This window comes from Aquimarina sp. MAR_2010_214 (assembly GCF_002846555.1).
Lineage (GTDB): Bacteria > Bacteroidota > Bacteroidia > Flavobacteriales > Flavobacteriaceae > Aquimarina.
In genome coordinates this window covers 2,925,008-2,951,240 of record NZ_PJMS01000001.1, presented here as the reverse complement: position 1 = coordinate 2,951,240, position 26,233 = coordinate 2,925,008, and the positions used below count along the sequence as shown (strand labels likewise).

Genomic DNA, 26,233 nt, shown 5'->3' with positions numbered 1-26,233 from the left:
GTATATTTCATATAAAAAACCCCGTTTATGAAAAACACATTCAAAAAAATTGTGGTACTACTTATCGTAGTATTTTGTTTTAATTGTAGCAGTAGTGATGATGGTACTCAACCTAATCCTGATCCTGATCCTGATCCTGATCCAAACCCAAATAAAATCACAACTTATGATGCTGATGTTAAAGCCATTATAGATGAGCAATGTTTACGGTGTCATACTATACCTCTTACGGATGGCGCTCCTTTTCCTATGCGTAATTATGCTGAAACTATAGTAGGTGTAAATAGAGATCTTGTTCTTAGAGTTAAATCCACAGGAGTTAACGTAATGCCACCAGAAGGTCGGTTACCACAATCAACTATTGATATCATCCTAGATTGGGAAGCCGATGGTTTTAAAGAGAAATAACAAGATACCGGTCAAAAAAATAGTATCCTAACGTATTATTTAGAACAAAAAGAAGAGGCTGGATTATCCAGCCTCTTACAAACTCAAAATATATATGGACTACCTGTTAGTTAACGGTAGCTATAGGAGCCGTATATCCCCCTTTACTTACAGAACCATCTGTTCCTGTACTATTACCTCTTAATAATAATATTCCTGCTACGTGTGGTGATGCCATAGAAGTACCAGAGATTTTATTAAATCCTCCGTTGATCCAAGTAGACCATACATTAGTCCCTGGCGCCCATCTATCTACACTACTACCATAACAAGAGCTATATGCTGGACTATCTGTCCTTGTCATGTTACCAATACACCATGAATTAGCAGTTGATAATTGTTGTGGAGAATAGTATTGAGTATCATCATTACTGTTACCCGCTGCCATAGCACCATAAGCTGTTTGTTCTAGGTTTCTAAACGCATTATCTACAGCGTTATTAATTTGACGGTATGGATACCCTACACTATAATTCCAAGTATCTCCGTTGCTTGCATTTCTAGCAACATAGTCTATTCCGGCAAGAATTCCGGCATCACTACCACTACCTTGTGCATTTAAAACTCTCACAGATACTATAGTAGCACCATAAGCTACACCGATAACTCCAGAACCATTATTTTTTGCAGCAACAGTTCCTGCTACATGAGTACCATGACCATTTTGATCTTGCCAAGATCCACCCACAAAACTTCTGCTTCGGTTAGTATCAATATTTAAATCACTATGTGGTGCAACACCACTATCGATGATCCAACAAGTTTTACCTGAACCATCTGCTCTACCTACTCGGTTTATACCCCAAGGTAAAAAGTCTCCACTCGGTAGCCAAGAATCATTAGTAGTTGCTTTATTATGTACAGTTGCAGGAAGTTCTCTTACAGGTTCTCCCATTTCAACATCCAACTTTCTAATATAGTTAGGCTGCACATATGCTACTTCAGAATCACTTTTAAGCATTTCTACCTGCTTTTCTGATAAGTTTTTTACAAAAAAACCTTGGATAGCATTACTATAGGTTTGTTTTATATTATTTTCTTGTATAGCATACTTAGATAAGGTTTGCTGTGATTTAGCCTTCACACCTCCACTTTTACCATACAAAGATTTATCTTCTTTATAAATTACAATATACTCACCAGGTACTGCCTGGTCTGCCCCTACAGTTTCTGTAGTATCTATTCCTGTTTCTATAGGAGTAACCTCATCTACATCTTTTTCACAACTAAAAAAGAGGAAAGAAAAGACTGTTAATGTGCTTAAAATTCTAAGTTGAGTTTTCATTATTATTTGTTTTTGTTAAAATTTAATTTTAGTTTTAAATTAAAATGTTGAGCTCTTCACTAAAATTTGTTGCTCAAAAGTAAAGATTAATTCAAATAAACAAATACGGTAAACACATAACAAACAACTATTTACACCACAAACACACCCTTTTCTTATTAATAAAAAGTGAGTAAAATCATCTAATGCAACATTGTTGCATTATTGAAAATCAAGGGGTTAAACCCAAAAAAGTAATGTGTAAAAAGAAGAAAAATTCAGAAGAAAAAAGACAATGATATTTTAATGAAATTTAACTATTTTTAACACAAATTAACCTTTAATTAACAATTAATTGAAGCATATTCGAAATAAATCAGCACTATTTTTACGATATTCTTATTCCACAAATCAATATTACATTCAAGTTTATAATCATTTATTTATACATTGAAACAAAAAAACCACTGTTCAACACTTTCACTTACGATCGAATATTAGATTTCATGTAATTTCTTTGTAAGAACCTAAAAAATAACACTTTATAGGTTTTCCTCTATAAACTCATTTCCATTTCCTTTAAAAGTAACTCCTACTCTTCTTATTATTCTTGCCTTTGTATTGCATTGACATCTTAGCTTTTAATCTAAATAATGATAATTATCATTATTTAGATTAAATTAAAATAAAATATTTGCCTTAATAATTCAACTATCCAAAAAATGAAACACATTTTTATTCTTCTACTATTATTATCAAATATTTTACTAGCCAACAATACATTTGATATTTCGGGAAAAGTAACAACAAATAACGAATCCTTACCTTTTGTGAATATATACTTAAAAGGGACTAAAACAGGTACAGTAAGTCAGGAAAACGGAAATTTTATAATTGAAAATATTCCTGAAGGTGATTATGTTTTGATAGCGTCTTTTACAGGTTTTAAAACTTTTCAAAAACAAATCTCTTTACAAGGAAAGAACATTATAATTAATATCAATCTTGAAGAGGTTGAAATTCTAGATGAAATTGTAATAACCGGAACTTTAAAACCCGTAAAAAGACTTGAAAGTCCAGTTCCTGTAGAAGTATATTCACCAACGTTCTTAAAAAAGAATCCTGCTCCTAATATTTTTGAGGCTCTGCAAAATGTAAATGGTGTACGACCACAAATCAATTGTAGTGTATGCAACACTGGTGATATCCATATAAACGGTTTAGAAGGCCCTTATACTTTGGTTTTAATAGATGGTATGCCTATTGTAAGTGGTTTATCTACTGTTTATGGACTTTCTGGAATACCAAATTCTCTAATCGAACAAGTTGAAATAATTAAAGGTCCTGCTTCTTCTCTGTATGGTAGTGAAGCTGTTGGTGGATTAATTAATGTAATTACAAAATTACCAGAAAACGCACCCATCTTTTTTGCAGATAGTTATGTAACAGATTGGGAAGAATTAAATCTAGATTTAGGGTTTAAGACCAAAATTGGTAAAAAATCCAATATGCTTTTCGGAGCTAATTACTTTAATTACTCAAATCCAATTGATAATAATAAAGACAACTTTACGGATGTCACTTTGCAAGATAGAATTTCTGTTTTTCAAAAATGGGATTTTTTCAGAAAAAGCAATCGCGTGTTTTCAGTAGCCGGTCGTTTCTTTTATGAAGATCGTTGGGGTGGCGAAATGCAATGGACTCCAGAATTCAGAGGTCGTAATGACATATATGGAGAAAGTATTTATACCACACGTTACGAAGTAATTGGTAAATATCAATTACCAATAGAAGAAAATATGATGTTTCAGTTTTCATACTCAGATCACGATCAAAATTCTGCTTATGGAGATACTTTTTATCTGGCAAAACAGCGTATTGGTTTTGGGCAATTAACTTGGGATAAATCCAAACAAAATCACGATCTTCTTTTTGGAGCGGCAATGCGTTACAATTATTATGATGACAATACCCCTATTACAGAAAAATCGGATAAAATTGTAATTCCTTCCTTTTTTGCTCAAGACGAAATAGCAATAAGCGAAAAACATAAACTGTTACTTGGAGCAAGATATGACTATGACAAAAGGCATGGTAATATTTTTACTCCAAGATTAGCTTATAAATTTAACCCTACAGCACATGATATTTTTAGACTAAATGCCGGAACGGGGTTTAGAGTTGTAAATCTATTTGCTGAAGAACACGCTGCACTAACAGGCTCACGGGATGTGATAATAGAAGAAGAACTAAGACCTGAAAAATCTTATAATGTTAATATTAATTATCTAAAAAAACTATATACCAAAAACAGCATGATTATTGGTATTGATGCATCTGCGTGGTATACTTATTTTACCAATGCTATCTTACCAGATTATGATACCAATCCAAATCAAGTTATCTACGATAACTTGGATGGTTCTGCCACAAGTATGGGATTAAGTCTTAATTTAGATGCTGTTCTCTCAAGTAATTTTAAAGCTTTAGCAGGATTTACAATCCAAGACGTGTCTCAAAAAGAAAATGGTATTAAAGAACAACAAGTACTTACTGAAAAGTATTCAGGGACTTGGTCTGTTTCTTATAAAAATTTCAATTATAATTTTACGATTGATTACACGGGAAATCTATATGGCCCAATGCGCTTACCTGTTTTGGGTGAATTGGATCCCAGAAAAGATGAATCTCAAGTTTGGAGTATCCAGAATATTCAATTTACCTATGATGGTTTGAAGAATTTTGAATTGTATAGTGGAGTAAAGAACTTGTTAAACTGGACACCTAATAAAGGGAATCCCTTTATCATAGCAAGAGCTGATGATCCTTTTGATGAGAATGTGATTTTTGATACTAACGGAAATGTTATTCCTACGGCAGACAACCCTTATGGCTTATCTTTTGACCCAACATACATTTATGCACCAAACCAAGGCAGACGTTTATTTATTGGTTTAAGATATAAATTAGATTAATTATTTTTCATACTACAAAAGCTGTATATATTACTAATACACATCTAGATCTAAGAACAAATTGAAGCAAATGTTTATCGTTATTTATTACCTTATGAGTAAAACGAGTTAAAGAAATGAAAAAACCAGATTGCGTATTTGCCAATCTGGTTTTTTTATAATCTCTATATTGTAGCCTACTACTTACTCAAATACATTTTTCGTCTTGAGTATAAGTCATAGAATTGATCGTCTTTTAGATCATCTATAAACAAAATACTCTCTCCTGTACTTTTCATTTCTGGTCCTAATTTCTTATTCACATTAGGGAATTTATTGAAAGAGAATACTGGTTGTTTAATTGCATATCCATCTAGATGAGGTTTGAAATCAAAATCTGTCACTTTCTTTTCTCCCAGCATTACTTTGGTTGCATAATTTACATAGGGTTCTCCATATGCTTTAGCAATAAAAGGTACTGTTCTAGAAGCTCTTGGATTTGCTTCAATGATATATACTATATCATCTTTGATCGCAAACTGAATATTTATTAATCCCACGGTATTTAAGGCCAGAGCAATCTTATTTGTATGATCTTTAATCTGTTGCATTACAAACTCTCCCAAATTAAATGGAGGTAAAGTAGCATTAGAATCTCCTGAGTGAATTCCACAAGGTTCAATATGCTCCATAATACCAATGATGTATACATTTTCTCCATCACATATTGCATCTGCTTCTGCTTCGATCGCACCATCGAGATAGTGGTCTAATAATAATTTATTATTAGGGATTTTGCGTAACAAATCGACAACATGCTCTTCTAATTCTTGCTTATTGATTACGATTTTCATTCCTTGCCCTCCTAATACATAAGATGGTCTTACTAAAATTGGAAAATCCAAACGATCTGCCACTTCAAGTGCTTGATCTGCAGTTTCTGCAATATCAAACTCGGGATAAGGAATATTGTTTTCCTGTAATAATTTAGAGAAATGCCCTCTATCTTCAGCAAGATCTAGAGATTGGTAACTTGTTCCTATAATCTTGATACCATAGCGATCTAGCTTTTCAGCAAGCTTTAATGCTGTTTGCCCACCAAGTTGAACAATTACTCCTTCTGGTTTCTCATGTCTGATAATATCATAAATATGTTCCCAAAATACGGGTTCAAAATATAATTTATCTGCCGTATCAAAATCGGTAGATACAGTTTCTGGATTACAATTGATCATTATCGTTTCATATCCACATTCTGCAGATGCCAATACGCCATGTACACAGCAATAATCGAATTCGATCCCTTGTCCAATCCTGTTTGGACCCGAACCTAAAACAACAATTTTCTTTTTATCACTAACAACACTCTCATTAGACACATATTTTTCTCCTTCTGGTGTTTCTATTTCGGCTTCAAAAGTAGAATAGAAATATGGAGTCTCTGCCTTAAATTCAGCAGCACAAGTATCTACTAATTTATATACTCTTTTTACTCCCAGTTCATCTCTTTTATTGTAGACTTCACTTTCATAACACCCTACCATATGAGCTATTTGTCTATCTGCAAAACCTTTTTGTTTAGCTTCCAGGATTAATTCTTTGGTAAGAGATTGTATCGTATATGTCGAAATTTCTTTTTCCAGATTATAAAGTTCCTCATACTGTTTTAGGAACCACATGTCTATTTTTGTGATTTCGTGTATTCTGCTTAATGGGATTCCCATCTGAATAGCATCATAGATTACAAATACACGATCCCAACTGGCATAGGTAAGTTTATCTATAATTTGATCATAGTCTTTATATCCTTTTCCATCAGCTCCAAGTCCATTTCTTTTAATTTCTAAAGACTGAGTAGCTTTATGTAATGCTTCCTGAAACGATCTACCAATTGCCATTACTTCTCCAACAGATTTCATCTGAAGTCCTAATGTACGATCAGATCCTTCGAATTTATCAAAATTCCATCGTGGTATTTTTACAATTACATAATCCAATGTAGGTTCAAATAAAGCCGAAGTAGATTTGGTAATCTGGTTATCTAATTCATCCAGGTTATATCCAATAGCCAGTTTTGCAGCTATTTTGGCAATCGGATATCCTGTTGCTTTTGACGCTAATGCAGATGAACGAGAAACTCTAGGGTTAATCTCGATCGCAATAATATCTTCATTTTCATCAGGGCTTACTGCAAACTGTACATTACATCCTCCTGCAAAATCCCCTATACTACGCATCATATGGATTGCCATATCACGCATACGTTGAAAAGTTTTATCACTTAAAGTCATTGCCGGAGCGACTGTAATCGAATCCCCGGTATGGATTCCCATAGGATCCATATTCTCTATAGTACAAATAATAACTACATTGTCATTATTATCTCTTAACAATTCTAATTCATACTCTTTCCACCCGATAAGGGCTTTATCAATCATTACTTCATGAATTGGAGAAATCTCCAGCCCACGCGTTAATAACTCGTCAAAATCTTCTTCCTTATAAACAATAGATGCGCCTGCTCCACCAAGTGTGTATGAAGCTCTAATTACAAGAGGAAATCCAAATTCTTGGGCGATCTCTTTTCCTTTTAGATAAGAATTGGCAGTTGCCTGAGGAGCCATTGGAATCCCAATAGAAAGCATTAGTTCTCTAAACTGTTCTCTATCTTCAGTAATATTTATAGCATCAATATCTACTCCTATGATCTCTACATCAAAATCTTTCCATATTCCTTTTTCATCTGCTTCAATACAAAGATTAAGAGCAGTTTGTCCTCCCATAGTAGGTAATACAGCATCAATCTGAGGGTGTTCTTTTAGAATCCCTATTATTGATTTAGTATTTAATGGTTTAAGGTATACATGATCCGCCATAGAAGGATCTGTCATAATAGTAGCAGGATTCGAATTGATCAGAATTGTTTCTATCCCATCTTCTCTTAAAGAACGCAGCGCTTGTGTACCAGAATAATCAAACTCACACGCTTGACCAATAACAATTGGTCCTGATCCTATAATAAGTATACTCTTTAGTTTTTCTCTTTTTGGCATGTAGTAACAGTATTGCTTTTCCTAAAAAATTATGTATTAGATATAAAAAAAGGCGTTACCTATAAAGTAACACCTTCAATATTTTTAATGAACGTTATCATTAGTGCTTATGTCTTAGTTCAGACGAAACAGATATCTTCTTTCTTCCTTTTGCTCTTCTACGAGCCAACACCTTTCTACCATTTGCAGAAGCCATACGCTCTCTGAAACCGTGTTTGTTTTTTCTCTTTCTCTTCGATGGTTGAAACGTTCTTTTCATTGCTGTATATCTTTATAAATCTTCTTGAAATATCTAATTTAATCTTTTTGAGAATTTCTTCTCAAAACTGCGGGCAAATATACAAAGAGTTTTTACTTTGACAAACGTAAATATCAAATATTTTTTATCCAAAAAAATTAGTTTCTTTGCACAAGGAAACCACAATCCTTTTTTTATGAAAAAAACAATCATTTATATATTAGTATTGATAATATCAATTACTGGTTTTTCTCAAGCTACTTTGCAATATAATTTAAATGTTGGAGATTCTTTTGCAATTCGCCAGGATTCTGAACAAATAATTACGCAAGATATTTCTGGAAACAAACAAACGATCACAAATGATATTAGCGCAGAGATGTCTTTTGTAGTGAAAAAAGTAGAAAATAATCTGTTTTATATAGAAATGAAATACCAAACATTAAAAATGAAAACAAGTTCTCCTTCTTTAGGAGTTCTTATGGACATGGATACTTCTATAACACCAGATTCTACCGATGTGCAAGGACTTATTTTTCAAGGACTTATTAACTCCCCTATTACCTTGGTAATGCAAAAAAATGGTAAAATTAATGCTTTAGAAGGAACAGAAGTTCTTATCGATAATATGATTAAAAATGCCGGTATTACAGATCCTAATACCATAACACAAGTTCGTGCCAGTTTAGATCAACAATGGGGAGATAACCAATTACTGGGTAATTTTGAGCAAATGACCTACATATATGGTAAAAATAAAGCTACACTTGGTGACAACTGGGAAAATGAGTATACCGGTAAAATGAAAAGTAAAAATAAATGGAATATCACTTCAATTACTGACAAGAATACTAAAATTGCAGGCACATCAGAAGTAGAAATGGAAAACATAAATGCTAGTGCTACTGTGATTGTATCGGGTTCTCTAAAAACAATGATAACTGTTAATAGTAAAACAGGAATTATGCTAGAAGGGAATGCAGAAGGTATTTGTAAAGGAAATACACTAATCTCTACTATGCCAGATACCAAAATACCAACAACAATAGAATTTAAAAATAACTACAAAACAATAAAATAAGGTTAAAAATGTACAATAAAAATATAAAATTAGTAATCGCAGTAATCGTTACCGGAGTAGCAATATGGCAGATAGTAGAAGGATATGTAGGTAATGGAATTATGCTTATTTTATTAGCTGCAATTTTTGTCTTTTTATATTTTAAAAATGAATTAATTCTCCTGGCTTTCTTAAGATTACGTAAACAAGATTTTGAAGGCGCCAAAAAATGGTTAAATAAAATCAAAAACCCTGAAAGTGCTCTTACTGTAAAACAACAAGGGTATTACAACTATCTTCTTGGTATTATGCTATCGCAAACCAATATCACGCAAGCCGAAAAGTATCTTAAGAAAGCAATTAAACTAGGATTATCGATGAATCAGGATCTTGCAGTGGCAAAATTAAACCTTGCTGGTATTGCGATGACCAAACGTCGTAAAAGAGAAGCTCAAATACTGCTTACAGAGGCCAAAAAATTAGACAAACACAATATGCTTAAAGATCAAATAACAATGATGAAACAGCAAATGAAGAAAATTTAGGCATACTAATTGTACATAAAATTACGTTTAATGATAGTTTAATGCAATCTTTAGAACGTTTTTTAATTAAGTTAACAGCTGAAGTTTTGCAGCTAAAAAATGTTTTTTTTGGTGGCATTATATTACATTAGCTACCGTAATCTATTTATAATGAAGAAATTATTAGTATTAGGAATACTCTCTTTATATTTTAGCAATTCCTTTGCTCAAGAAGAAAGACAAATACCATTTTCGGTTGCTATTTCGGCGCATATCGTAAAATATAACCAAAAAATTGATCTTGCTTATCAAGATAAAGATCTGGAACGTGCTGAATTCTTATTTGACTCTTTGGTAACTAATCACCTTAGCGGAACTTATATGGATAACTTTAATGTATATCCACTAAAAGGAGATCCTATTCTTTTAAGGGATTACGAAAAGCCAATTTTTCTTATTACATATGCTTCCTGGTGTGTTCCCGGTATTGGAGAAATCCCTGCCCTAAACGATTTAGCCGATAGATTTCATGATCAGATTGATTTTGTAGTACTCTTCTGGGATAATAAAGTAAAATTAAAAGAAAAAGTAAAAGAATACAATAGTAACATCCACTTAGTGCATATTGATGAAAAGACGAACCAGGATTCATATATCATCAATAAGCTAAAACATGCATTAGGCTTTCCTATGATGTATTTTATAGATGGAAATAAAAAGATACTGGATATTAGAAAAATTGTCACTCATCACTCAAGTGAAACACTAAGTAACTCATACAATATTCATTTCAATTCATTATCCAAAGGGGTTTCTCTTTTAATTGCTGATTTAGATTTAAATACTGAAACAAAAAACGCTGAGTCTGAAGAAAAAGAAAATGAAGATCAACGAACGGATAAAGAACGAAATATTGATGAAGAATATGAGAGATACAAGCAAGAACGCGATTCTATAAATAAAAAGGACAATTAGTCTCTATTTACCAAAAATCATCTTTATTGCTACTAACAAAAGTACTCCTCCAAATATTTTTTTTAGTAATGCTTGATTTATAGAAATTGCCAATTTACTTCCTAAATACCCTCCTATAATGAAGGTTACCGCTATTACAACTGCGTATTTCCAGTTTACAAATCCTTCTTGATAGTAGTTATATGCTGCTAATAATGTTACAGGAACTGCCAATACCGCAAGACTGGTTCCCTGAGCTTCGTGTTGAGAAAAATTCACCCACAAAATCAAAAGAGGAATCATAATAACACTACCTCCTATCCCCAATGTACCACTAAAAAATCCTGCTAATAATCCAATTAAGATTAACGAAATAAGTACTGAAGTATTCACACACATTTAAATTTTAGTAATCATCTAGCACTGATAACTAATTATCAAATCAAGAACGTTTGATTACCACGTTCATTAATTAAAAGTAGTTTCAAATATCTGTTTTCACAAGAAGTTTAAACAATAACCGACATAATGTATTTTTCTAAATGTCATGTTTTATCCTACTTTAAAACAAGTAGCTAACTTAGATAAAAAATCTCAATTTTTTATTGCCCGGTTGTAGTTTTATAATACCCTTCTCTTGGTATTTTTATAAGATACTCTTTACCAGAATGATTATTTAAACGAGCTTCTCTAAGCCAGGGGTTATGTAGTTTTAAGATTTTATAATTGATATCATATTGCTCGGCAAAAGTAGTAAAATCAGCAATAGGTTCATCTACCAAAACATTAAATGTAGGGATATGAGTATATAAATCTTCATTGCTAAAATTAAAACCATATTCCTTTGGGTTGCTCAAGATTTCTTTTACAGCAACGATCCTAAACACATACCTTCCAGTTTCTTCTCCTAATAAGAGATCATAATACGAAGTCACTTTTTGTTTTTCGAGTCGTTTATTAACCCCTGCTCTACCAGCATTATAAGCTGCTGCTGCCAAAGTCCAGGAACCAAATTTCTCTTTTGCTTTCTTAAGATATCTACAAGCTACCATTGTAGATTTTTCGATATGGTAACGTTCATCTACATTTTCATTTACTTCTAGTCCATATTCTTTAGCAGTACCTTTTAATATTTGCCAAAACCCTGTTGCTCTTGCAGGAGATACAGCCTGAGTTAAACTACTTTCTATTACTGCCAGGTATTTAAAATCATCAGGAACACCCTGCTCTTTAAGAATGGGTTCTATAATAGGAAAATACTTATTAGCTCTCTTAAAAAGAAGTAAACCATTAGATTGCCAGTAAGTGTTAACCAACAATTCTCTGTCCATTCGTTCTCTTATATCTGGATTTTCTATAGGAACTAATTCTCCAGAAAAATTAAGATTATCTGGCATTGCAATAGCATATACATTATAATCATTTACTAATTTTTCTTCCAGCATCTCTTGAGCCAATGGTTTTTCTGGCTGATGGTCTTGTGTAGCGTTTACTAAAATTCCGAAGGTGAACAATACACCTAAAAGAACTAAAAATTTCTTAATCGTTTTCATTATTTAAGTAGATTTTGATTTTATTGGGGAATAAAACATATTTTTACAATATAGCTCAAAAAGTTGGATCAATGCAAGTTATCGCTAATTATTTCTGGCAAATACTTATTAAACCACCTAGCTCTATTTACAATCATAACATGAGTTCCCCCATCAACTGTTATACAGTTTTTTATATTCGTGATAGGAAAAACAATGTCTTTATCTCCATGAATATGAATAAGTTTATCTAATGTTTTTTCCTGATCCCAGCATACCATTTTTTCAATAGCCCAATCTAAATATCTTTTATCATTTATTGATAAATATTTTTGATACATAGCTGCACGTTTTTTTGCAAAATCACCAAAAGCAAGTTTTTCCCAATTATCAATTTTAGAAACTAGTGTGGTAGGCAATAATTTATAAGCCTTGGTTTTTCTAGCGATTTTAATTCGAGTAGGTAATTCAAACTTGTTCTTAACACTCGAAATAATAACAAGCTTCTTTACATTTAAATATTTACTCATTTCTTGTACCATTACTCCCCCAAATGATACTCCAATCAAAATACAGTTTTTATATTCAATTTCCTCACACATACGCTTAGCGTAATTCTCTATAGATTCTTTCTTATCAGGGATTTTCCAAGGTAGTGTTTGAGTAACAAATTTATCCTTGGGAAGCTTAATATATTCGAAAATTGAAACATCTGCTGCCATTCCTGGAACAAAGTAAACATGGCTAACTTCCTGCGACATAGGTATTTTAACAGTGGGTATTAAATTTAAAACTCTAATTTTCTTATCTTTGCATATCAAAATTATAGTATTCCTTTGTTAGAAAAAAGGAAATATTGAGTTAAATTTTTGCAAAAGGGAATTTTAGAACTAACTAATCTTAGTTAGACAGGATCAGGTCAAACCTTATGTTTTTTAAGTTAATGACCTTTATTTTAGGCATATATACCTATAAAATCCTATCTAATAAGGTAGTTATGATCAGTAAGGTTAACTCCTTCTAGACATTTGATTACATACCTCAATAATTAAAAAAAATATGGAGAACATGAGTGCTGTTGAATTAGAAATTACAGATAATGAATTTCTAAGACAATTCGAAACTACAATTGACGGTCAAAAAACAAAGATCGAATACGCGCTACAAGAAAGAAAAATTTTTCTTACTAAACTTATCATGAGTGAAGAACACATTGAAAAAGGCTATGAACAAGATTTCATTATTGCAGTATTTAATGTAATTGAAGAACGTAATATCAGATTAGTTCCTACTTGCCCAATTATTGCAAAATTTATGCGAAAAAACCGAAGGAAATATAAAGATTTACTTCCTGTAGGAATAAACATATAGTCTCTATTGTTTTAAACTAAAAAAGTCTGCTGTACAGCAGACTTTTTTAGTAATATTATATATCGTTTTTATGCAATAAAATCAAATCTCACCATACCATCTTCATCGATAGTCGTTAGTTTAACCTTATGCAAGGTATTTACATACAATGGATTCCATGGCATTTTTACTTTTACGTAATTTTCAGTAAAACCATGTATATATCCTTCTTTATTTTCAGACTCAAACAAAACTGTTCGTTCTGTTCCCAATTGACTTTCATAAAATGCTCTTCTCTTCTTTACAGATAATCCCCGTAACATTTTACTTCTTTTCTTTCTAACTTCCTGAGAAATCGCTCCTTCTAAATCCGCTGCAACAGTATTATCTCTTTCAGAATATGTAAATACATGTAAATACGATATATCTAATCGAGATAAAAAGTTATAAGTGTCTAAAAAATGATCATCGGTTTCCCCAGGAAAACCAACAATAACATCCACCCCTATACACGCATGAGGCATTACTTCTTTAATTTTATGTACTCGGTCTATATAAAGGTCACTAAGATATCTGCGTCTCATCAATTTTAAGATATCATCATTCCCAGACTGTAAAGGAATGTGAAAATGAGGAACAAAAGTTCTGGAGCTTGATACAAAATCTATAGTTTCATTTTTAAGTAAATTTGGCTCTATAGATGAAATTCGTAATCGCTCTATCCCTTCAACTTCATCCAATGCTTGTACCAATTCAAAAAAAGTATGCTCATGTTTCTTATTCCCATACTCTCCTTTACCATAATCTCCTATATTAACCCCGGTAAGTACAATCTCTTTAATCCCTTTTTCAGAAATCTCTTTAGCATTTTGCAATACATTTTGCAGGGTATCACTTCTTGAAATTCCCCTAGCAAGTGGTATTGTACAATAGGTACACTTATAATCGCAACCATCCTGTACTTTTAAAAATGCACGAGTACGATCACCGATAGAATAGCTACCTACATAAAAATCAGCTTCTTCGATTTCACAAGAATGCACTTCTCCAAAATCATTCTTAGAAAGATCGTTAATATAATTGGTAATCTTAAATTTCTCTGTAGCACCCAAAACTAAGTCTACACCATCAACAGCAGCTAATTCTTCCGGTTTTAACTGGGCATAGCATCCCACAGCAGCTACAAAAGCATCAGGATTCCCTTTTTGAGCTTGCTTAACTATGGTTTTAAATCGTTTATCAGCATTTTCAGTAACAGAACATGTGTTAATTACATAGATATCTGCATTTTCAGAAAAATCTACACGATCAAACCCTTCATCGATAAAATCCCTAGCTATTGTAGAGGTTTCCGAAAAATTCAGCTTACAACCCAATGTATAAAAAGCAACTTTTTTTCTCATAAAACATAAGTGTCATTTCCGCAGGGGCAGAAATCTCATTATATTTACCCATACTAAACTCAAAAATATTGAGTCACTCTAGAATAAATTTTCAGGGTGCAAATATACCAACAATAATTCGTTTACTAAAATTGAAGTGTATTCATTATTTTTCCATAATCCGTTATTTAACAATAACTTATATTTTATTCACACTGATATCTTGTGGAGATTCTTCTAAAGAAAACAAGGATCATTTGGTATTTCGGTATAATCAATATGAAAATATAAGTTCATTAGATCCTGCATTTGCACGGAATGTCCCTAATATCTGGTCTACAAATCAACTGTTTAACAGTTTGATACAACTAGACGACTCTTTACATATTAAGCCAGATATCTCAAAAAGATGGAGAATTTCTGAAGATGCACTCACCTACACTTTTACACTTCGAAATGATGTGAAATTTCACAAACATGAACAATTTAAAACAAAAGACAGCACCCGCCATGTTATTGCAGCGGATTTTGTGTATAGTTTTAATAGATTGGTTGATCCCAAAGTAGCATCTCCTGGTAATTGGGTTCTTAAGACTGTAGACACCTACAAGGCCGTTAATGATACTGTTTTCGAAATTAAGTTAAAAAAACCTTTCCCTGCATTTTTAGGGTTAATGAGTATGCGATATTGCTCTGTAGTTCCCAGGGAAATTGTAGAATTTTATGGTAACCAATTTAGAGCTAACCCCATTGGCACAGGTCCTTTTAAGTTTAAATTATGGGAAGAAAATATCAAGCTCGTTTTACGCAAAAATGAATTGTATTTTGAAAAAGATAAAAATGGTAAGCAACTCCCCTATCTCGAAGCTGTAGCTGTTACCTTTTTACCAGATAAGCAAAGTGAATTTTTGCAGTTTGCCAAAGGAAATATCGATTTACTAAACAGCCTGGACGCTTCATATAAAGATGAATTATTAACCCCTAGCGGCAAGTTACGAGAGAAATACCAAGACCGTATTAACATTAGCAAAGGTTCTTATCTGAATTCTGAATACCTGGGCTTTTATCTGGATACAGACAAAAAGGAAATACAGTCTCAAGTACTGAGAAAGGCCATTAATTATGGCTTCGACAGAAAAAAAATGATCACCTATCTAAAGAATGGTATAGGAACTCCTGCAACACATGGTTTTATCCCAAAGGGTATCCCCGGGTTTAATAGTATTCCTGGATATGAATATGATCCGGAAAAAGCCCGTAGATTAGTCGAAACCTACAAAAAACAAACAGGAGACAACAACCCAACGATACGAATTGCTACAGATGCAAATTACCAAAGCATCTGTGAATTCATACAAAGAGAGCTCGAAAAAGTTGGATTAAACATCATAGTAGACGTAATGCCATCTACTACGATACGCCAAAAGAAATGGAAAGGAAAATTAGAATCATTTCGTGCCAGTTGGATTGCAGATTACCCAGATGCCGAAAATTTTCTATCGCCATACTACAGTAAAAACTTTACTCCTCATGGCCCTAACTATACACATTTCAAAAATGAAACTTTTGATCGGTTATACGAAGAAAGTTTCTTAATAACCGATATCAAAATAAGAGAACAGCATTATGCAAAAATGGACTCTATTATTATTGCCAATGCCCCTATCGTCCCTCTATATTATGATCAGGTAGTTCGATTTACTCAAAAAAACGTAAAAGGACTCACTAATAACCCTCAAAACTTCCTGATACTAAAACGAGTTTGGAAAGAGAAAACAAAGTAATTCCGCTTTTTATCGACTTAATATGCTTTATATCGGATATAATTATATCTTAGCAGAAATATATAATTATATTAATATAAACAAATTAAGTATGAAATCTATTTTAAACATTAAAGGAATACAAAAATTAGACAAGAAGCAGCAATCGCAATTAAATGGAGGAAGACTTGAGTCTTACGCAGGAGAATGCGCAGCCTCTAGAATAACAAGTATTTTTTCTCCTATTGGTTGGATAGGTCGATTTATCTATTGCTAAAAAACTAAATAACCCGGGTTCGATGTAAGGACATAATTTAAAAAACGTCAAATTGAGTGATCTTGTATAGTCAAATTAAGAAAATTATATTCAAGTAATGTTTTTGCAGAAAACTTATTTGTTATCGACATAGTTTTCTATCAAAATAGTTTGGTTAAAACATAGAATCCTGATTGACATAAATTATGCTACATCGAACTCGCGTTAATTATTATCTATACAACAAAAGTTATTTTCCCTAATAACTTTCGTTGTATTCATTTATAACAGACATAGTACTATATAGTCTTCTCATATTTTATCGAGATAATTAAAACGGTACATGATGAAATAAGATAGATAAAAAAGAACTATTTTTCATAACTCTTACGCCACTGTTTTGTATCTTCAAAGATCTGTTCCAGAATCTGCTCTTCTTGTTTTGTAAATTCAATATTCCTTCTAGACATTACTACATTAGCAACTTCGAAAGCCTTTTTGGTCAAATAGGTTGTAAAACCAGCACTTCCTCCCCAGCTATAGCTAGGTACAAAATTGCGAGGAAAACCTGTGCCAAAAATATTAGCATTTACCCCCACAACAGTTCCTGTATTAAACATAGTATTGATACCGCACTTAGAGTGATCTCCCATCATCAAACCACAAAATCGTAATCCTGTCTTTGTAAAGCTTTCTGCCTCATAATTCCATAAACGAACCTCTGCATAATTATTTTTAAGATTAGAAGTATTGGTATCTGCTCCTATGTTACACCATTCTCCTATTACCGAGCTTCCCATATACCCATCATGCCCTTTATTCGAACACCCAAACACTACAGAGTTATTGATCTCTCCTCCTACTTTAGAATGCGGTCCTATAGTAGTACCTCCATAAATTTTTGCTCCCATCTTTACTACAGCACGATCACAAAGCACAAAAGGTCCTCTAACCAAACAACCTTCCATGATTTCGGTATCTTTTCCTATATATATAGGTCCTTTACTAGCATTAAGCGTTGTAAATTCGAGTTTTGCTCCTTCTTCAATAAAAATATTTTCGGGCGCAATGATATTATTACTTTCAGGAATAGGTTGACTTACCCTATCCTGTGTTAGCAATTTAAAATCATCAGTAATCGCTTGTTCATTTTTTGAGAAGATATCCCAGGTATGTTGTACCGTAAACACATCGGCATCATATCCTATTATTTCATAAGTTTCAAAATCTACTTCCTGATCTTCTTTGACATAAAAAGCAACGGGTTCATCATCGCAAAAAATAGCCTGTTCAGGTTTCAGGTTTTTAATTGCTGTTACCAGCTGTTCTGATGGTAAATAAGAAGCATTGATCATTACATTCTCTGCTAACTCTACCATTGGATATTTTTCACTTAGGTATTCTTCTGTGACTGTAGAAGTAGTAGATCCCAAATATTTCTCCCATTTCTCGCGAATGGTTAGTATTCCAATTCGAATCTCGGCAACTGGTCGTGTATAAGTGAATGGCAATAACGCATTACGTGAAGCACCGTCAAAAAGAATATAATTCATGTTTTGATTTCAAAAAATTAGTTAGTTATAAGGCTGCAAAAATAAAGACGTTAATATTAAAAATAGTGCTGTTTGGCGAATTTATTTGTAAAATAACATAAATAATATTTAAGAGCAGATACGTCACTTCGAGTGAAATTCTGTAAGAATTTAGTATCGAGAAGTACTTTTTAGTTATAAATTTTCTTTTTTCGATACACCAAATCAGAGGTTTAGCACTCAAACTGACAAAAATTTCTTATCCATTATTCACGTTAAAACAATAAAATGGATTAATATGAAATAGAATTATTTTTCCTAATAAAGCATCAACCAGACGACAGACTCTTTAATAGATCAATACTTAAACGTTGATTTTACCTAAAAATCACGTCGATTCGAGCGCCACGTTTTTGAGCGTGGTGTATCGAGAATAGTGATTTGCTTTCAAAAAGCTATTCTCGATACAGTTTTTCTCCATCTCATCTCGAGCATAGTCTAAAGATCATTCTGAAAAACCACTCGAATTGAAGCTTTTTTAAACATTATAATTTAACATGAGTTCAATATAATTTTTAAGCAAATCAGAAGCCGTCAAATTGAGTGGTTTTTCATAGTGAAACGGAGAAAAATTGTATCGAAATTAGGCTTTTGATGAAAAATTCACTTGTCTTCGATACAATTTTCTATCGAAAATCACTCTGACTGACGTAAATTTTCTTATGTCGAACTCGAATTCTAATTAATGTGAATTTTTGGGGATGGTTTTAATTAGCACAAAAAAAGCCTTTCCGTTTGGAAAGGCTTTCTATTATAGTATACTACTAAATTACTTTTTGAATTTAGCATATTTGTTTTTGAATTTGTCAATACGTCCTGCAGTATCGATAAGTTTTGACTTACCGGTATAGAAAGGATGTGATGTTCTTGAAATTTCTAATTTCACTAACGGATACTCTACACCCTCTACTTCTAAAGTTTCTTTAGTATTGGCTGTAGACTTAGTTAAAAAAACTTCATCGTTAGACATATCTTTAAAAGCAACTAATCTATAATTTTCTGGGTGAATATCTTTTCTCATTGTAGTATTTCTTTTCTATTTTCGAGGTGCAAATTTACAACTATTTTTTGAAATGCAAAATTATTTTGCAAATAAAGAAATGTAAATTAATTAATCTGTAAACACCTGTTAGTGATAAGATAAATATTAAAACATCAAGCTGCATCACAACCACATGTAAAACCGAGAAAATCTTTAAAAAGACTATCTCCCGAATTATTAGCTATTCCACAGCACCCTCCTTGTGTCTTATCCAAAATTCCAGTTAGTCGGAGGTATTCAAATTGATGAGCAATACCATAAAACTCTTCTGAAGTAAGTTCTAAAGCTTCTAATTGATAATACACATCTAAAAATTTCTGGGTTTGATCCCCAAGAAAATTCTGAATTAACATTTTCAATTCAGCTTTATTCAATGGTGTTGTAGCCGATTTTTGAGATACATCTTTAATAAATGCCTCATACTTCCCAGTTTTAATGGCACTGTTATTAAATTCAATAATAGTTTGTTTGACCAGATATTCTTTTTCGTCCTGAGAAACTTTTGTATCTTCTTCATCCTTTGAACAGGACACAACAGTAATGAAAGAAAGAATAAATGTAAAAAGTAATAGTTTTCTCATAAATACTAGTTTCGTTAATATATTTTTATGTAATTCAATTGGGGTAAGTAATTCTAAAAAAGTTTGTTTCATCAATAATATCACTCCTAAAACACAAGATATCAACAGATTAATTATTTATAATCATTTTTAGCGAATCCCTTATTTTACGCCTGTTGACACCATATTTGCATTACGGTAAAACCGTAATATTTTAGTAAATATACGATAAAAATATGAATTCTATCGATAAAGTGCTATTTTTACCGTAGCCGTAACATTTTATTATATTTGTACACTTATGTTTACAAACAGTCGGAAAATAATTTTGTATTATGGAAGAAACTACTATTTCACTCAAAAAATATATCTTGATTTATGGGATAATTCTAGGGATCCTATTTGTTACATATAATGTGATTATTTATATTAGTAATGGTACAATAAATCGAAATTGGATTCATACTGTTATCGATTTATCAATACGTATTGGTATAATTATTTTTGGAATAAAAGCATATAAACTAGCTAATAATGGTTTTTTAAAATTAAGTGAAGCAATAAAAATTGGGCTTGGTATAGTTTTGATCGCTGGGATTATGGCTGTTATTTGGAATATTATACTAAACATTATTATAGAACCCGATATGATTAGTCAAAAGTTCAATACACAGAAGCAACAAATAATTGATCGTAATCCAGGTATGTCTCCAGAGGAAGTCAATCAGGATATGGCTGTGATAAAAACATATAGTTCCCTTCCTGTAATGTCGATTATTGTAATTATCTGGAATCTATTTTTAGGCCTTATTATTTCTATAATTGGTGGAGCCATAATACAAAAGAAAAAAGATGTTTTTTGATCTATAAGCATACTTATCTACTTATTACTCTAAAACTTACCTATATTGTATATAAATCCATTAGTAGACATTAATCACCAATACCATAAATTTATTACCCATACCTGTAACAATTTACTATATTTGTGTACTTATGGTTTATAATAACCAAAACTATTTTATATATGGAAAATCAAATTCCTACAGCGAAATTCAGCTCTAATTATGGTATTATATTAGGTATAATTCTAATTCTAATTCACGTACTAATGTATGTTAGTGGAATGTTGTTAGAAGGTAAACAATGGCCGATGTATTTATACTATTTAATATTTCCAGTTTTTATATTTTCAACAATACATTCATATAAGAAAAAGAATAATAGTTTTTTAAGTCTAGGGCAAGCGATAAAAATAGGGATTAGTATTGCCGCACTTAGTGGTCTTGTGTATGCAGTATATAATGGTATTTTCAATTTTTTTATTGAACCCGATTTCATAGATCAAATGATGGAAGTCACAAGAGAAAAGATGATGGAGAACCCTAATATGACAGAAGAACAGATTGAAATGAGTATAAACTGGGCAAAGAAACTTGGAGGGCCGATTATAGGAGGTGCTTTTTTTATATTATTAAGTGTCTTTTTTGGCTTTATATATTCTCTTATTGGAGGTTTAATCATGCAAAAGAAACAAGACTTATATTAACATATGAATATATCTGTGATCATACCACTGCTTAATGAGCAGGAATCACTTAACGAATTATACAATTGGATTGCAAAAGTTATGCAATCCAATTCTTTTTCTTATGAAATTATCTTTATCGATGATGGTAGTACCGATGGATCGTGGGATACGATCTCTGCATTATCAAAAAAAGACCAACAGGTAAAAGGAATTCGTTTCTTAAAAAACTTTGGCAAATCTCAGGCATTGCATGCTGGATTTGGTACAGCAATGGGCGATGTAGTAATTACTATGGATGCTGATTTACAGGACAATCCAGAAGAAATTCCAGAGATGTATGACATGATCATCAAAGAAGGTTATGATCTCATTTCCGGATGGAAAAAGAAACGATACGATTCTGTTATTGCCAAAAATCTACCCTCAAAATTATTTAATGCCGCGGCCAGAAAAACATCTGGGGTTAAATTACATGATTTTAATTGTGGGTTAAAGGCGTATAAAAATATCGTAATAAAAAACATAGATGTACATGGTGAGATGCATCGTTATATCCCTGTACTTGCCAAAAATGCCGGTTTTGCAAAAATCGGTGAGAAAGTAGTACTACACCAGGCTAGAAAATATGGTAAAACCAAATTCGGGATGAGTCGTTTTATTAATGGTTTCCTAGACTTAATCACCATTTGGTTTATGTCGCGTTTTGGCAAAAGACCCATGCACTTTTTTGGCCTTATAGGTACCTTACTTTTTATTATAGGATTCTGCTTTTCATTATACCTGGGGATCGATAAACTTTTTATAGAAACCAAAGGGAGACTTATCGCACAACGCCCAGAATTTTATGTAGCACTAACCTCTATGATTTTAGGAACACAGTTCTTTCTAGCAGGGTTTCTGGGTGAAATTATCCTAACCAGTAAACGAGATAAAGAACGATATAGCATTGCAGAAAAAATACATCTTTAATGTACACAATTCATCTTGTAGATATAAAAAGTCAAGATGAATTAAATATCGAAGCAGTTTATGCGTATTTCGAAACTTTTTTACCAAAATTAAATAGTATTTTTGCACTAAAATCACAAGCATGCAAATCACAGATTCTGATATAAACCTAAGAGTTGACGAGTGGTTAACGCCAGTTTTTGATACCGCTACTCAAAAAGAAATTAAAAATTTACAGGATACCAATTCAGAAGAACTAAAAGAGAGCTTTTATAAAGATCTCGAATTTGGTACCGGAGGTATGCGTGGTATCATGGGCGTGGGAACCAATCGAATCAATAAATACACCCTGGGAAAAAGCACACAAGGATTAAGTAATTACCTAATCAAGCAATTCCCTGGAGAACAACCTAAAGCAGTTATCGCTTATGATTGTAGACATAACAGTGATACGCTTGCGCAAATAGTTGCAGATGTATTTTCTGCCAATGGAGTTAAAGTCTACTTATTCTCCAGCCTTCGTCCTACTCCAGAATTATCTTTTGCTGTACGAGAATTAGGATGCCATTGCGGTATTGTACTCACCGCAAGTCATAATCCACCAGAATATAATGGATATAAAGTATACTGGCAGGATGGTGGACAATTGGTTCCTCCGCAAGATGGTGAGATTATTTCAGAAATAAATGCATTAAAATATTCAAGTATTCAATTTGATACAAATCCAAGTCTTATTCAAAAAATAGATCAGGAAATTGACACTGTTTTTATTGAACAAAGTGTAAAAAACGGAAGTTTTGCAGCTACGCAGGAAGCAAAAGACAATACAACAATTGTTTTTACTTCTTTACACGGTACTTCTATTACTGCCGTTCCCGAAACTCTTGAAAAAGCAGGATACAAAAATGTACATATTGTAGAAGAACAGGCAGAACCCGATGGTAATTTTCCTACCGTAAAATCTCCTAACCCAGAAGAACCTGAAGCCTTAGCTATGGCAATGGAGCTCGCTACCAAAGTTGATGCAGATATTGTAATTGGTACTGATCCTGATTGTGATCGATTAGGAATAGCTATTCGTAATGATCAAGGAGAATTACAATTGCTTAACGGAAATCAGACCATGATTGTAATGACCTGGTTTTTGTTAGAAAATTATAAAAAACAAGGATTTACAGGCAATGAATTTATTGCCTCTACCATAGTATCTACTCCTATGATGCAAAGTCTGGCCCAGGCCTACGGTGTAGAATACAAAGAAGTATTAACCGGTTTTAAATGGATTGCCAAATTAATCAAAGATTTCCCTGACCAACATTTTATTGGTGGTGGTGAAGAAAGTTTTGGGTTTATGGTAGGTGATTTTGTTAGAGATAAAGATGCAGTAACGTCTACCCTACTCGCTTGTGAGATTGTTGCTTTTGCTAAAGCAAATGGTAGTTCTTTTTATAGTACTTTATTAGATTTATATACAAAACATGGTTTTTACAAGGAGCATTTGGTTTCATTGGTAAAAAAAGGAATGGACGGTGCTGCAGAGATTAAGCAAACTATGGTAGATTTAAGAAATAATCCTCCAAAATCTCTTAATGAAGAAAAAGTAGTACTAATCGAAGACTACCAAACTGGTATTGCCAAAAACGTTCAGGATCATACAGAACATAGTATTGATATCCCAAAATCAAATGTTTTGATATTTTATACCGAAGCTGGAAGCAAAATTGCTGCCAGGCCAAGTGGAACAGAACCAAAAATAAAATTTTATATCAGTGTACAGGAATCACTTCATACAAGTGCTGACTTTAATACCGTACAACAACAATTAGATGGTAAAATTGAAACCATCAAAAAAGATTTACAATTAACTTAAATAACAGTGATAGCTGTTCAGTATATTTTTAATGAATTATTTTAAACAAATCCTTCGCTTTGCGAAACCCTATAAAGTATATGCTATATTAAATATAATTTCTAATATTTTTTATGCCCTTTTCGGAACACTATCTATGGTGTCTCTATTTCCTATGCTAAAAGTTCTTTTTGACAAAACTGAAAGGATTAGGATTAAACCAGAATGGAATGGAATATTAAAAGCTAAAGAATATGGTGAAGATTATCTTAATTATTTTGTAACACAAAAAGCCGATCAGGGTAATGAAGATGTCTTGATTTTTATGGTCGTTCTTGTGATAAGTATGTTCTTTCTTAAGAATATTTTCAATTATCTGGCAATGTACTTTATTACATTCTTGAGAAACGGTGTTTTAAAGGATGTCCGTAATGAATTATACAAAAAAACAGTAGAATTACCGCTATCGTATTTTTCAGAAAAAAGAAAAGGAGATACTATCGCAAGGATATCTACAGATGTTTTAGAAATACAACATTCCTTTTTATCCATATTAGAACTTATCGTAAGAGAACCTTTGATGATTCTATTTACGATACTTACCATGCTATTGATAAGTTTAAAATTGACAATTTTTGTATTTATTTTTATTCCGATATCTGGGTTTTTAATTTCTTTAATTGGAAAGAAGTTGAAAAAACACTCTGATAAAGTACAACAAGAACAAGGGTTTTTTCTTTCTATTGTCGAGGAAACTCTTGGTGGATTAAAAGTTATCAAAGGATTTAATGCTGAAAAAATATTTGGCAAAAAGTTCCAAAAGTCTACTTCTCGTTTCTATAATTTTTCAAATACACTACTTAACAGACAAAATCTGGCATCCCCAACAAGTGAATTTCTGGGTATAACTGTTATTTCTATTTTATTATGGTATGGAGGGCAAATGGTATTGGTCGAGAAATCGTTGGATCCAGGGCTTTTTATTGTGTATATGGGCCTTGCCTATAATATTCTTACTCCGGCGAAAGCCATTTCTAAAGCAAGTTATGGAGTAAAAAGAGGTAATGCAGCGGCAGAACGTGTACTAGAAATATTAAATACAACCTCCCCTCTACAAGATCATCCAGATGCAAAAGAGAAAAAAGAGTTTACCACTGATATTACTCTAGAGAATATCTCTTTTAAATATGAAGATGAGTATGTTCTAAATGATTTTTCTTTAAAAGTACCAAAGGGTAGTTCTGTTGCCCTAGTTGGTCAGTCTGGTAGTGGTAAATCCACCATCGCCAATCTGGTTACTCGTTTTTATGATGTAAATAAAGGAAGTATAAAGATCGACGGTGTAGATATAAAAGATCTAACCAAACACTCATTAAGAGATTTAATGGGGCTGGTTACTCAGGATTCTATTTTATTTAATGAGTCAATAAAAAATAACTTACTGGTTGGAGATCCGACCGCATCTGAAGAAGAAATTATAAAAGCTTTAAAAGTTGCCAATGCATGGGAGTTTGTAAAGGATCTACCAGCAGGAATTGAAACAAATATTGGAGATAGCGGTAATAAAATTAGTGGCGGACAGAAGCAACGCTTATCTATAGCACGTGCTGTACTAAAAAATCCTCCAATCATGATTTTGGATGAAGCAACTTCTGCCTTAGATACTGAGAGTGAACGATTAGTACAATCTGCATTAGAGAACATGATGAAGAATAGGACGAGTATTGTAATCGCTCATAGGTTATCTACAATACAAAATTCAGATTTAATCGTTGTAATGCAAAAAGGAAAAATTGTTGAACAAGGTACACATGATGAGCTTATTTCTAAAGATGGCGTTTATCAAAAATTGGTGAATATGCAATCATTAGATCAATAAAGAATTTATAATCAATAATAAAACAACAAAAATCCCTGTAACTATTAAGTACAGG

The 26,233-nt window shown here is 32.4% G+C and carries 23 protein-coding genes; 13 read left to right on the top strand and 10 right to left on the bottom strand.

Translation table 11 applies throughout. The features are described from left to right. Positions 1–27: 27 nt before the first annotated feature. On the top strand, positions 28–408 hold the full coding sequence (locus ATE84_RS12505) for a hypothetical protein (RefSeq protein ID WP_101448276.1): 381 nt from the start codon (positions 28–30) through the stop codon (positions 406–408). 106 nt (positions 409–514) lie between these two features. Here the strand turns inward: ATE84_RS12505 and ATE84_RS12500 are convergent, their stop codons facing one another. Further along, positions 515–1,732, bottom strand: a complete 1,218-nt coding sequence (locus ATE84_RS12500; protein ID WP_101448275.1) for a S8 family serine peptidase — start codon at positions 1,730–1,732, stop codon at positions 515–517. A gap of 701 nt (positions 1,733–2,433) precedes the next feature. On the opposite strand from ATE84_RS12500, the gene ATE84_RS12495 reads away from it, so the two are divergent. Then, the gene (locus ATE84_RS12495; RefSeq protein WP_101448274.1) at positions 2,434–4,686 is read left to right on the top strand and encodes a TonB-dependent receptor; all 2,253 of its coding nucleotides are present in this window, start codon (positions 2,434–2,436) and stop codon (positions 4,684–4,686) included. A gap of 179 nt (positions 4,687–4,865) precedes the next feature. On the opposite strand, the gene carB is transcribed toward ATE84_RS12495, so the two are convergent. Then, positions 4,866–7,718, bottom strand: coding sequence for a carbamoyl-phosphate synthase large subunit (carB, locus tag ATE84_RS12490; protein ID WP_101448273.1), 2,853 nt, complete (start codon positions 7,716–7,718; stop codon positions 4,866–4,868). Positions 7,719–7,818: 100 nt separating this feature from the next. Further along, positions 7,819–7,977, bottom strand: a complete 159-nt coding sequence (gene rpmH / locus ATE84_RS12485; protein ID WP_074410140.1) for a 50S ribosomal protein L34 — start codon at positions 7,975–7,977, stop codon at positions 7,819–7,821. A gap of 175 nt (positions 7,978–8,152) precedes the next feature. On the opposite strand from rpmH, the gene ATE84_RS12480 reads away from it, so the two are divergent. The 3 genes from ATE84_RS12480 to ATE84_RS12470 all read left to right on the top strand — a co-directional run bounded on the left by ATE84_RS12480 (position 8,153) and on the right by ATE84_RS12470 (position 10,515). Then, on the top strand, positions 8,153–9,037 hold the full coding sequence (locus ATE84_RS12480) for a DUF6263 family protein (RefSeq protein WP_143273620.1): 885 nt from the start codon (positions 8,153–8,155) through the stop codon (positions 9,035–9,037). A gap of 8 nt (positions 9,038–9,045) precedes the next feature. Continuing rightward, entirely contained in the window at positions 9,046–9,561 is a 516-nt protein-coding gene (locus ATE84_RS12475; protein ID WP_101448271.1) for a lipopolysaccharide assembly protein LapB, read from the top strand. Positions 9,562–9,711: 150 nt separating this feature from the next. Then, entirely contained in the window at positions 9,712–10,515 is an 804-nt protein-coding gene (locus ATE84_RS12470; protein WP_158237242.1) for a redoxin domain-containing protein, read from the top strand. Positions 10,516–10,518: 3 nt separating this feature from the next. Here ATE84_RS12470 and ATE84_RS12465 read toward each other — a convergent pair whose 3' ends face one another. From ATE84_RS12465 to ATE84_RS12455, 3 genes are all read right to left on the bottom strand, one after another. After that, positions 10,519–10,887: a sulfite exporter TauE/SafE family protein gene (locus tag ATE84_RS12465; protein ID WP_101450996.1), complete on the bottom strand. Its 369-nt coding sequence runs from the start codon at positions 10,885–10,887 to the stop codon at positions 10,519–10,521. Positions 10,888–11,096: 209 nt separating this feature from the next. Further along, positions 11,097–12,047 (bottom strand): lytic transglycosylase domain-containing protein, encoded by a 951-nt coding sequence (locus ATE84_RS12460; protein WP_101448269.1) that lies wholly within the window; start codon positions 12,045–12,047, stop codon positions 11,097–11,099. A gap of 68 nt (positions 12,048–12,115) precedes the next feature. Further along, positions 12,116–12,847 (bottom strand): alpha/beta hydrolase, encoded by a 732-nt coding sequence (locus tag ATE84_RS12455; RefSeq protein WP_369828518.1) that lies wholly within the window; start codon positions 12,845–12,847, stop codon positions 12,116–12,118. Positions 12,848–13,094: 247 nt separating this feature from the next. On the opposite strand from ATE84_RS12455, the gene ATE84_RS12450 reads away from it, so the two are divergent. Then, the gene (locus ATE84_RS12450) at positions 13,095–13,397 is read left to right on the top strand and encodes a GNAT family N-acetyltransferase (protein ID WP_199176877.1); all 303 of its coding nucleotides are present in this window, start codon (positions 13,095–13,097) and stop codon (positions 13,395–13,397) included. A gap of 68 nt (positions 13,398–13,465) precedes the next feature. On the opposite strand, the gene mtaB is transcribed toward ATE84_RS12450, so the two are convergent. Next, positions 13,466–14,779: a tRNA (N(6)-L-threonylcarbamoyladenosine(37)-C(2))-methylthiotransferase MtaB gene (gene mtaB, locus ATE84_RS12445; protein WP_101448266.1), complete on the bottom strand. Its 1,314-nt coding sequence runs from the start codon at positions 14,777–14,779 to the stop codon at positions 13,466–13,468. A 173-nt stretch (positions 14,780–14,952) separates the two neighbouring features. On the opposite strand from mtaB, the gene ATE84_RS12440 reads away from it, so the two are divergent. Beyond that, positions 14,953–16,542: an ABC transporter substrate-binding protein gene (locus ATE84_RS12440; protein WP_233195911.1), complete on the top strand. Its 1,590-nt coding sequence runs from the start codon at positions 14,953–14,955 to the stop codon at positions 16,540–16,542. 91 nt (positions 16,543–16,633) lie between these two features. Continuing rightward, positions 16,634–16,798: a hypothetical protein gene (locus tag ATE84_RS26175; protein WP_158237241.1), complete on the top strand. Its 165-nt coding sequence runs from the start codon at positions 16,634–16,636 to the stop codon at positions 16,796–16,798. 350 nt (positions 16,799–17,148) lie between these two features. Here the strand turns inward: ATE84_RS26175 and ATE84_RS12430 are convergent, their stop codons facing one another. From ATE84_RS12430 to ATE84_RS12420, 3 genes are all read right to left on the bottom strand, one after another. After that, the gene (locus ATE84_RS12430) at positions 17,149–18,330 is read right to left on the bottom strand and encodes a GlmU family protein (RefSeq protein WP_101448264.1); all 1,182 of its coding nucleotides are present in this window, start codon (positions 18,328–18,330) and stop codon (positions 17,149–17,151) included. A gap of 808 nt (positions 18,331–19,138) precedes the next feature. Continuing rightward, positions 19,139–19,390 carry a type B 50S ribosomal protein L31 gene (locus tag ATE84_RS12425; protein WP_024771186.1) on the bottom strand — a complete coding sequence of 84 codons (252 nt, stop codon included), beginning with the start codon at positions 19,388–19,390 and terminating at the stop codon, positions 19,139–19,141. A gap of 134 nt (positions 19,391–19,524) precedes the next feature. Then, the gene (locus tag ATE84_RS12420) at positions 19,525–19,992 is read right to left on the bottom strand and encodes a hypothetical protein (RefSeq protein ID WP_143273619.1); all 468 of its coding nucleotides are present in this window, start codon (positions 19,990–19,992) and stop codon (positions 19,525–19,527) included. A gap of 314 nt (positions 19,993–20,306) precedes the next feature. Between ATE84_RS12420 and ATE84_RS12415 the strand changes: the two genes are divergently transcribed. From ATE84_RS12415 to ATE84_RS12395, 5 genes are all read left to right on the top strand, one after another. After that, the gene (locus tag ATE84_RS12415) at positions 20,307–20,834 is read left to right on the top strand and encodes a DUF4199 family protein (RefSeq protein ID WP_101448262.1); all 528 of its coding nucleotides are present in this window, start codon (positions 20,307–20,309) and stop codon (positions 20,832–20,834) included. Between the two features lie 164 nt (positions 20,835–20,998). Beyond that, positions 20,999–21,520 carry a DUF4199 domain-containing protein gene (locus ATE84_RS12410; protein ID WP_101448261.1) on the top strand — a complete coding sequence of 174 codons (522 nt, stop codon included), beginning with the start codon at positions 20,999–21,001 and terminating at the stop codon, positions 21,518–21,520. Between the two features lie 3 nt (positions 21,521–21,523). After that, entirely contained in the window at positions 21,524–22,471 is a 948-nt protein-coding gene (locus tag ATE84_RS12405) for a glycosyltransferase family 2 protein (protein ID WP_101448260.1), read from the top strand. 121 nt (positions 22,472–22,592) lie between these two features. Then, positions 22,593–24,320, top strand: a complete 1,728-nt coding sequence (locus ATE84_RS12400) for a phospho-sugar mutase (protein WP_101448259.1) — start codon at positions 22,593–22,595, stop codon at positions 24,318–24,320. A gap of 31 nt (positions 24,321–24,351) precedes the next feature. Beyond that, positions 24,352–26,178: an ABC transporter ATP-binding protein gene (locus ATE84_RS12395; protein WP_101448258.1), complete on the top strand. Its 1,827-nt coding sequence runs from the start codon at positions 24,352–24,354 to the stop codon at positions 26,176–26,178. The last annotated feature ends 55 nt before the right edge of the window (positions 26,179–26,233 follow it).

Coding starts and splice junctions, on each gene's coding strand:
- ATE84_RS12495 (WP_101448274.1), top strand. CDS start 2,434: ATGAAACACATTTTTATTCTTCTACTATTATTATCAAATATTTTACTA.
- ATE84_RS26175 (WP_158237241.1), top strand. CDS start 16,634: ATGAAATCTATTTTAAACATTAAAGGAATACAAAAATTAGACAAGAAG.
- ATE84_RS12505 (WP_101448276.1), top strand. CDS start 28: ATGAAAAACACATTCAAAAAAATTGTGGTACTACTTATCGTAGTATTT.
- ATE84_RS12470 (WP_158237242.1), top strand. CDS start 9,712: ATGAAGAAATTATTAGTATTAGGAATACTCTCTTTATATTTTAGCAAT.
- carB (WP_101448273.1), bottom strand. CDS start 7,718: ATGCCAAAAAGAGAAAAACTAAAGAGTATACTTATTATAGGATCAGGA.
- ATE84_RS12410 (WP_101448261.1), top strand. CDS start 20,999: ATGGAAAATCAAATTCCTACAGCGAAATTCAGCTCTAATTATGGTATT.
- ATE84_RS12450 (WP_199176877.1), top strand. CDS start 13,095: ATGAGTGCTGTTGAATTAGAAATTACAGATAATGAATTTCTAAGACAA.
- ATE84_RS12475 (WP_101448271.1), top strand. CDS start 9,046: ATGTACAATAAAAATATAAAATTAGTAATCGCAGTAATCGTTACCGGA.
- rpmH (WP_074410140.1), bottom strand. CDS start 7,977: ATGAAAAGAACGTTTCAACCATCGAAGAGAAAGAGAAAAAACAAACAC.
- ATE84_RS12500 (WP_101448275.1), bottom strand. CDS start 1,732: ATGAAAACTCAACTTAGAATTTTAAGCACATTAACAGTCTTTTCTTTC.
- ATE84_RS12420 (WP_143273619.1), bottom strand. CDS start 19,992: ATGAGAAAACTATTACTTTTTACATTTATTCTTTCTTTCATTACTGTT.
- ATE84_RS12430 (WP_101448264.1), bottom strand. CDS start 18,330: ATGAATTATATTCTTTTTGACGGTGCTTCACGTAATGCGTTATTGCCA.
- ATE84_RS12425 (WP_024771186.1), bottom strand. CDS start 19,390: ATGAGAAAAGATATTCACCCAGAAAATTATAGATTAGTTGCTTTTAAA.
- ATE84_RS12415 (WP_101448262.1), top strand. CDS start 20,307: ATGGAAGAAACTACTATTTCACTCAAAAAATATATCTTGATTTATGGG.
- ATE84_RS12400 (WP_101448259.1), top strand. CDS start 22,593: ATGCAAATCACAGATTCTGATATAAACCTAAGAGTTGACGAGTGGTTA.
- ATE84_RS12460 (WP_101448269.1), bottom strand. CDS start 12,047: ATGAAAACGATTAAGAAATTTTTAGTTCTTTTAGGTGTATTGTTCACC.
- ATE84_RS12405 (WP_101448260.1), top strand. CDS start 21,524: ATGAATATATCTGTGATCATACCACTGCTTAATGAGCAGGAATCACTT.
- mtaB (WP_101448266.1), bottom strand. CDS start 14,779: ATGAGAAAAAAAGTTGCTTTTTATACATTGGGTTGTAAGCTGAATTTT.
- ATE84_RS12395 (WP_101448258.1), top strand. CDS start 24,352: ATGAATTATTTTAAACAAATCCTTCGCTTTGCGAAACCCTATAAAGTA.
- ATE84_RS12480 (WP_143273620.1), top strand. CDS start 8,153: ATGAAAAAAACAATCATTTATATATTAGTATTGATAATATCAATTACT.